The following is a 712-nucleotide window of genomic DNA, read 5'->3' on the forward strand; positions in this document are numbered from 1 at the left end:
GGCTGTTTATGGCTTTAGTTTCAATCTATACTGTTGGCAGGCTAAATCACCCCTATGACCACCCTGCCTCTCGTGAATTTTTTGAAGTTGGAAATGAAGTATTTCAGCAGGCATTAAAATCTGGACATCTTATAGAGGCGTTTTCATCAAATGGAGTGTCTTTTCCTGAAAAAGACATTAAAGGGGAAGGTTTTCCTATTCTTACACTAACGGTATGGAAAAACCTTCAATCCCTTTATCGTTTTACCTATTCAGGTCAGCATAAGCAAGCGTTGCGAGATAGGAGCAAATGGATGGAGCCTTATCAAGAGAAACATCTTTCATATGTAGTGTGGTGGACAGAAAAGGTGAAGGATGTCTCATGGGTGGAGGCTTTCAAAAGATACAACTATTATATTCAGCATGGGTCCACTCCTTTTGCGTTTGACTTTAAACACCCGTTTGATGAAAAAGGGGAGACGTGCTTGATTAAGTAGCAGGGGGCTCTTGTTTAAGTTTAGTTAGGAAACAGAGAAACATCACTTTTCTTCTTTCTTGAAATATCTATTGAAACAAATAGGAGAGATTTTAATCTTCCACATTAGGGCGTTTTTCTTAAAAAGAGGCGCCTTTTTTGGCATTTTTGTAAATATTCCCAAATTTCAATTGGTTTCGTCACAACAATAGTGTATGATACATAGTATAAATCATATACTGTATGACATATAGTAAT

Annotated in this window: 1 protein-coding gene; it reads left to right on the plus strand. The window is 37.2% G+C overall.

The genetic code is table 11. The features are described 5' to 3' along the window. A partial coding sequence (locus V7137_RS28915; RefSeq protein ID WP_335701253.1) for a DUF3291 domain-containing protein occupies positions 1-476 on the plus strand: 476 nt, incomplete at its 5' end. Positions 477-712: the final 236 nt, after the last annotated feature.

This window comes from Neobacillus drentensis (assembly GCF_036962765.1).
Classification (GTDB): domain Bacteria; phylum Bacillota; class Bacilli; order Bacillales; family Cytobacillaceae; genus Neobacillus; species Neobacillus drentensis_C.